Source organism: Desulfuromonadales bacterium (genome assembly GCA_035620395.1).
Lineage (GTDB): Bacteria > Desulfobacterota > Desulfuromonadia > Desulfuromonadales > DASPGW01 > DASPGW01.
Genome location: DASPGW010000190.1, coordinates 1 through 6,471 on the forward strand (window position 1 = coordinate 1; position 6,471 = coordinate 6,471).

Sequence of the window (6,471 nt, forward strand, 5' to 3'; positions counted from 1 at the left end):
CATTTAGGTTTCGTTCATATGATTTCGAATTTCTTCGCGCACTTCGCGGCTTCGCGTGAGACTGCATTTCCAGGGTTATTTACCGCCCCCCGGCCGTTCCAGCCAAAGCCCCGCCAGCAGCAGCAGGAGTGCAAGCCCTAACCCCGGGTAAAGCGGCGGAATGGGGGGCCAGCCGGCGAGTCCGGCCGCTACCGTAGCAACGGGGGCGAGAAAGATGGCCAGGGCGCCGGCCCGGGCGGGGGAGCGGCCGCGCAGGTAGACCGCGGCCAGCAGCGGCAGGCAGAGAGTGGCGCCGCGCAGTCCCATCGACAGGAAGCTCCACTGCAGGATGGTCGAGCCGAGGTTGAACAGGAGCAGGGCGAGCGCCGACAGCAGCACGCCGAGCGACACCAGGCGCAGGCGTTTCAGCTCCGTGCCGCCGCGGCCGAAGCGCGCCAGCACGTCGAGCTGCAGGGTGGTGCCGGCGCCGAGGGTGAGGCCGGAAGCGGTGACGATGGCGGCGATCAGCAGGGCAGCGAAGGCGATGCCGGCCAGGGCCGGTGGAAAATGCTGGGTCAGAAAAGCCGGCAGGGCCTGGACGCTGTCGAGTTCCGGGCGGGAAAGGCGCATGGCGAGCCCGACGGCGATGCCGCAGAGCCCGAGCGGCGGGATCAGCAGGGCGCTGAGCAGCGCTCCCTGCCGGGCGGCCCGCCGGTCGCGGGCGGCGAAGATCGCCTGCAGGTAGGTCTGGGTGGAGACCACGCCGACCAGCATGGAGAGCAGGTCGTTGAGGCCGGCGCCGACGCCGTAACCGAAAAGGCTGAACCAGGGGAAGGCGGGGAAGGCGCCGGTCAGCGCACTCCAGCCGCCGGAGAGGCCAAGGGCCCGGGAACCGGCCAGCAGCATGACGCCATAGAGCAGGATGAGTTTGGCCAGGCCGAGCGGCCCGGCTCCCCGCATGCCGCCGCCGAGGGTGATCAGGGCGACCAGTCCGGCGGCGGCCAGGGCGGCAGCGGCCGTCGACCAGCCGAACAGGGCGCTCAGCAGGGCGCCGGCGGCCAGCAACTGGGCGACGATGTGGATGAACATGCCAACGGCCGAAAAGAGGCTGGCGGCGACCCGGGCCCGGTCCCCGTAATAGCGGGCGATGAACTCGGGGATGGTCGTCACTTCCCCCTCCCGCAGGGGGCCGGCGAGGAAGAGTCCGAGCAGCAGGCAGGCGAGGCCGGAACCGAGGGTGAACCACCAGGCGGAGAGTCCGAAGCTGAAGGCGAGCTGGGCAGTGCCGATGGTCGAGGCGCCGCCGACCAGGGTTCCCATGATCGCTCCGGCGACGTGCCAGGGCCCAGCCGCGCGGCCGGCCAGGGTGAAATCGGCGGCGCTGCGCAGGCGCGGCCGCCAGGCGATCAGGGCGAGCCCTGTGAGGGTGGCGGCGAAGGCGAGCAGAAAGGATGGAGACAACGGTTGCATCGGCTTTCCAGGGCGCCGGGCATCCGTCGCCGGCAGACGTTCGGGGCGCTGTTTTCATACCACCGGCCCCGGGGATTGTCCATCTCTTTCTCCATGGTAATTTTCAAAAACACGATTCGGTGGTTGACATCCTCCCAGGCTTGACGTATTGTTCACCTCCGTTGTCGCGGGGTGGAGCAGTCTGGTAGCTCGTCGGGCTCATAACCCGAAGGTCGAAGGTTCAAATCCTTCCCCCGCAACCAAAATCATTGAAAGGATCGGCAGAGATGTCGGTCCTTTTTTGATGTCTACACCCCCCGTTTCCCCCCTCGCCATCCCGGAAATATCCGTTTCCTCCGCTCAGAAGATGCTGTATAAAGAAATCTCTTCACGGGGAACCAGAACCCCCGCCGGTTATCTCCCTCTGCAAGCCCTTATTGTTTTTGCCAAAAGGCAGGGTGCGCTCGTGCCAAGAATCTTCCTCTCCATTTGCCTTCTCCTCGCCCTTGCCGGCCTCGCGCAGGCCGAAAAACTCTACAAGCACAAGGATGCCAAGGGGACGATCGTCTTTTCTGACCGGCAGCCGGATGTGCGGAACTTCGAGGTGAGCCAGGTTGATGTTGGAAGTGTCAGGTCGCGCCTCAGCCTGAAAAAGGTGGGCAAGGACGAGAATTGCAAACTGGTGGCCGTCAACGAATATCGCGGCCCCGTGGAAGTGAGCATCGATCTCCCCAACTGCGTCAACGTCGCATCCAACCACAAGCTTCCCGCCCGGTTCGTGATCCCCGGCTCAAGCGAGTTGGAGACCGTCCGGCTTTGGCGCACTCAGCCGGGGCAGGAGTATTCCTATACCTACAAGCATACCCATGTCTTCGGCGATCCCCGCGCCGAGCACCGGCCGAAAAAGCCGTATCGGCTGCCGATACCGGCCGGACGGGAATTCCGGATTACCCAGTCCTTCAAGGGCGGCAAATCGCATTCCGGTCCCCAGAACCAGTACGCCGTAGATATCGCCATGCCGCAAGGGACGAGGATTCTGGCCGCCAGGTCGGGGGTGATCATGGATGTGGCCAACGACTTTTTCACCGGCGGAGGGGATGCTCGGTTCCGGGGGAAGGCCAACTACGTCCGGGTGCTGCACGACGATGGAACGATGGCGGTCTACGCCCACCTCAAGCTGGAGACGGTGCAATACCCCATCGGCTCAAGGATCGAAGAGGGCCAGTTCATCGCCGAGGCCGGCAGCACCGGCTACTCCACGGGACCGCACCTGCATTTTGCCGTCCAGAAGAATTTCGGGATGGAATTGAGGTCCCTGCCGTTCGTTTTTGCGGACAAATACGGAAGGCCTTTTACCCCCGAGGCCGGGATGAAGGTTTCCATGAATTGAGAAAACCGGGCGGCATGTGCCATTGAGAATTTTCACCGCCCTGTGTAAGATAGGGTCAACTCAAGTGAAAGGAGGATTTGCGCATGTTCGGACTTGGAACCCAGGAGTTGATCATCATCCTTGTCCTGGTGCTCATGATTTTTGGCGCCGGCAAGCTTCCCCAGGTAGGCAGCGCCTTGGGCAAGGGACTGCGAAACCTGAAGGATGGGTTGAAAGATGTGACCGAGGAGAAAGAGGAGGAGAACAAACCGGCGCCACTGGAAAAGAGGAAGGAAGACCCGTCTGCCGATCTGCCGCCAAAATGAAGCCCGCCCCCCTATTTTATTGATCTGAAAACCCCGCACCGATCCATTCCGGCAGCCTGACCCTGTTGGTTATTTCGGCAGAACTGCCCGGTCCTGCGCCGCTTTTTTTCCGCTCGCCGGGTTGCATTCAGCGGGTGTTTCGGGCTAAGCTTAGTCTGTGAATTGATTTCCCGCACCGGAGGATGAATGGCGATGAAATATGGGCTGGCTGTTTTTCCAGGGGGCCTGCTTCTGATCATGCTGGCAGCCGGAACGCTTTTCGCTTCCGAAAGTGCCTGCCCGAATCCCCTGATCAAGCCCCCGCGGGTCTTTCTCCAGACCGACCACCTGAAGGGTCCCGCCCCCCCCGAGTCGAATGGCAATTCTGCCGACGAGAAGGGATACCGGCTCAACGAGGCGCTCATCGGCGGCAGCCCGGTTGCCGGCTCTACCCAAACCGACAAATCCTCCGTCGAACTTGCTGCGGAACAGGACCTGGCCGCCCTGCGCATCAAGAACGACAGCAGCGTCACCCCGTACGTCGGCGCCGGTGTCGCCACCGGTCCCGACGCGGAGGCGACCCCGGGCCTCTCCAGATACGAAGCGGAACGAGAGGCCGAGCGGCAGGAATACCTGCTCGGCGCCGGCCTGAAATGTGACCTGAGCCAATCCGCCCGGCTCAATCTCGGCTACCGCTACTCGACCGGCAACCTGCCCGAAGAGCTCTCCGGCCTCGGCCTGAACCCCGCCGAACCCGCGAGCGACGACCACCACCTCTCATTCGGTCTGAAACTCGATTTCTGACCTGCCTTTACCCCATGCTCCCCAGGCTGGCCAGCGACACCAGATCCGCCAGGCGAACCCCGCCCGTCTCTCCCCGTACCATCAGGTCGCAGCGCCCCTGCCGGGTGAAGCCGGCCGCTCGCAGCAGCGACTGAAGCGGCGAGGATTCGATCGCGTCCGTTACCAACTCGGTCCGCTCCGCCGCCGCCCCGAGAACGGCCAGCAGCAGACGGCGGTTCTCCCGCGGGCAGCACTCTGCGGAGATCCACGGCCCGAGCACCTGCATGCCCTGGCCGCCCTGCAGCAGCGCCACCGTGCGGCCGCAGGCGAAGACCTCTCCCGCCCGGGCCAGTGGCGACAGCAGACGGTTGCGCGACTCACCCCAGACCTGGACGTCGCCGGCCAGAAGCCCCGCGATATCCGTCTTTCCTTCTTCGGCCAGGCTTCCGCCTTCCGCCTTGAGCGTCCAGCGCACCACCCCATCGATGACGGCGAACCCCTTCTTCTCGTACAGGGGGCGCCCCGAGGGTGAGGCGGTCAGCCAGATGCTCGCGACGCCCAGCCGCTCCAGCACGTCCACGGCGTGGTCGAAAAGCAGGGCCCCATAGCCGCGTCCACGGCAGGTGCCAGGAACGATCAGGTTGCCGATCCAGCCGCTTTTCTCGTGCGCCACGGCGGTGACGAAGCCGAGCACGTCTTCGCCGCGGCGCAGGACGAAGGCGCTCCCCGCCAGCGGCCCGCGGAAGAGGGCCAGTTCGCTTTTCGGCACCCGCCAGCCTTCCGCCCGCGCCAGAGCAAGAAAGACCTGCCAGTCCGCATCCGTCGGCGCCATGATTTCCATAATCCCTCCTCGGCAACGGCAAGGGGAACGCCTTGCTTATTGCCTTCATCCTTCCTTTCATGCCACTTTCCGCTGCGAGCGGCAGAGGGTCAGCAGTTCCTGGTCGGAGAGCGGCCGCTTGTTGCGCTGGGAGATGCTGCGCACCCGCTCCAGCAGGTCGTTCGCCTCGAGCCGGTCGAGTTCGATGCCGAGCTGGCGCAGGCGGTGGATCAGGCCGTGGCTCCCCGAGTGCTTGCCGAGCACCAGGTGGCGGGCGAGGCCGACCTCGGCCGGGTCGAATCCCTCGTAGTTGCCCGGATTCTTCAGCACGCCGTCGGCGTGCAGCCCCGATTCGTGGGAGAAGACCTTTTCCCCGACCACCGCCTTCCACTCGGGGACCGGCCGGCAGCTGGCTTTCCCGACGAAGCGCGAGAGCTCGACGAAGCGGTGGGTGTCGATACCCGGATCGACGCCGCAGGCGTGCTTGAGGGCCATCACCACCTCCTCCAGGGCGGCGTTGCCGGCCCGCTCCCCCAGTCCGTTGACGGTGGTGTTGACGAAGGTCGCCCCGGCGCGCAGGCCGGCGATGGCGTTGGCGGTCGCCATCCCCAGGTCGTTGTGGGTGTGCACCTCGATATCCAGGTCGGGGACCCGCTGCCGCAGGAACCGGATATTCTCGTACATGCAGAAGGGATCGAGAATGCCGAGGGTGTCGCAGTAGCGGAAGCGGTCGGCCCCCATCCCCCTGGCGATGGTCATCAGTTCGGCCAGGAAGTCGAGGTCGGCGCGGCTGGAGTCCTCGCCGCCGACCGAGACGTAGAGCCCCCGCTCCTTGGCGAAGCCGAGAGCCACCTTCAACTGCTCCCTGACCCAGTCGCGGCTCTTGCGCAGCTTGTGGGCGATGTGCAGGTCGGAGACCGACAGGGAGATGTCGACCGCCGTCACGCCGGCGTCGATGGAGGCCTGGATGTCCGCCACCACGGCCCGGTTCCAGGTGATCAGCCGCGCCGCGAGGCCCATGTCGACCAGCGCCCTGACGCTCGCCTGCTCCTCGGCGCCCATCGCCGGAATGCCGCATTCGAGCTCCTGCACGCCGATCTGGTCGAGCATGCGGGCGATGCGCTTTTTCTCCTCGAGGGAGAAGACGACGCCGGCGGTCTGTTCGCCGTCGCGCAGGGTGGTGTCGTCGATGACGATTTTTCTCTCTTTCATGCTCTCCATGCTCGCCTCCGTGTCGATGCCACGAAAAAGCCCCGGGACCTTGTTGGGGGTCCCGGGGCTGCTCTGCCCGTCTGCCGGCGGCGCTGCCGGTGAACTGACTCTGTCACTCCATCATATAGCACAGGGCGTGCCAAGGAAAAGTCCTGAAAAATGCGGGGTTGCTGCCGAGCCAGGGGGGGGAAGCTGCCGCAAAAGCAGGCAAGGTTGCCTGCAAAAAACCCGTAACTGGTGATGCGTGACTGGTGAAACCGTTAAACCTGGAAAAAGCAGTTTCGCGCAAAGCTCGCAAAGAACGCAGAGGAAAATCAGGCGGTTATCTGACCCTGGCGTTTAGCCTGATTGGTGCGGGTCTACATCTTCATAAGTATTTGAATTTCTTTGCGGCCTTGGCGCCTTTGCGCGAGTAAATGCCGTTTTCAGGATAATTTGGCAGCAAGGAGGATTCCATGAGCCAGGACAATTCTGCCGGGGAGAGGGGACCGCGAAGCGACGACCGTCCTCTCTGGGACATAATCATGGGCATCTACGGCTACCAGGCCGTTCTG

Annotated in this window: 6 protein-coding genes and 1 tRNA gene; 4 read left to right on the forward strand and 3 right to left on the reverse strand. The window is 64.3% G+C overall.

From position 1 onward, the window contains the following. Positions 1–75: 75 nt before the first annotated feature. Positions 76–1,449 carry a sodium:solute symporter family protein gene (locus VD811_10360; GenBank protein HXV21375.1) on the reverse strand — a complete coding sequence of 458 codons (1,374 nt, stop codon included), beginning with the start codon at positions 1,447–1,449 and terminating at the stop codon, positions 76–78. 165 nt (positions 1,450–1,614) lie between these two features. Between VD811_10360 and VD811_10365 the strand changes: the two genes are divergently transcribed. The 4 genes from VD811_10365 (at position 1,615) to VD811_10380 (ending at position 3,906) form a co-directional block, all read left to right on the forward strand. After that, positions 1,615–1,691: transfer RNA gene (locus VD811_10365), tRNA-Met, on the forward strand. Between the two features lie 203 nt (positions 1,692–1,894). Then, positions 1,895–2,818: a M23 family metallopeptidase gene (locus VD811_10370; GenBank protein HXV21376.1), complete on the forward strand. Its 924-nt coding sequence runs from the start codon at positions 1,895–1,897 to the stop codon at positions 2,816–2,818. A gap of 83 nt (positions 2,819–2,901) precedes the next feature. Beyond that, on the forward strand, positions 2,902–3,123 hold the full coding sequence (locus VD811_10375) for a twin-arginine translocase TatA/TatE family subunit (GenBank protein HXV21377.1): 222 nt from the start codon (positions 2,902–2,904) through the stop codon (positions 3,121–3,123). 186 nt (positions 3,124–3,309) lie between these two features. Then, positions 3,310–3,906, forward strand: a complete 597-nt coding sequence (locus VD811_10380; protein HXV21378.1) for a hypothetical protein — start codon at positions 3,310–3,312, stop codon at positions 3,904–3,906. Positions 3,907–3,913: 7 nt separating this feature from the next. Here VD811_10380 and VD811_10385 read toward each other — a convergent pair whose 3' ends face one another. Together VD811_10385 and nifV are read right to left on the reverse strand one after the other, a co-directional pair. Further along, complete coding sequence (locus VD811_10385) at positions 3,914–4,726, reverse strand: GNAT family N-acetyltransferase (protein ID HXV21379.1); 813 nt, start codon at positions 4,724–4,726, stop codon at positions 3,914–3,916. Positions 4,727–4,783: 57 nt separating this feature from the next. Beyond that, positions 4,784–5,917 (reverse strand): homocitrate synthase, encoded by a 1,134-nt coding sequence (gene nifV, locus VD811_10390; protein ID HXV21380.1) that lies wholly within the window; start codon positions 5,915–5,917, stop codon positions 4,784–4,786. Positions 5,918–6,471 lie beyond the last annotated feature (554 nt).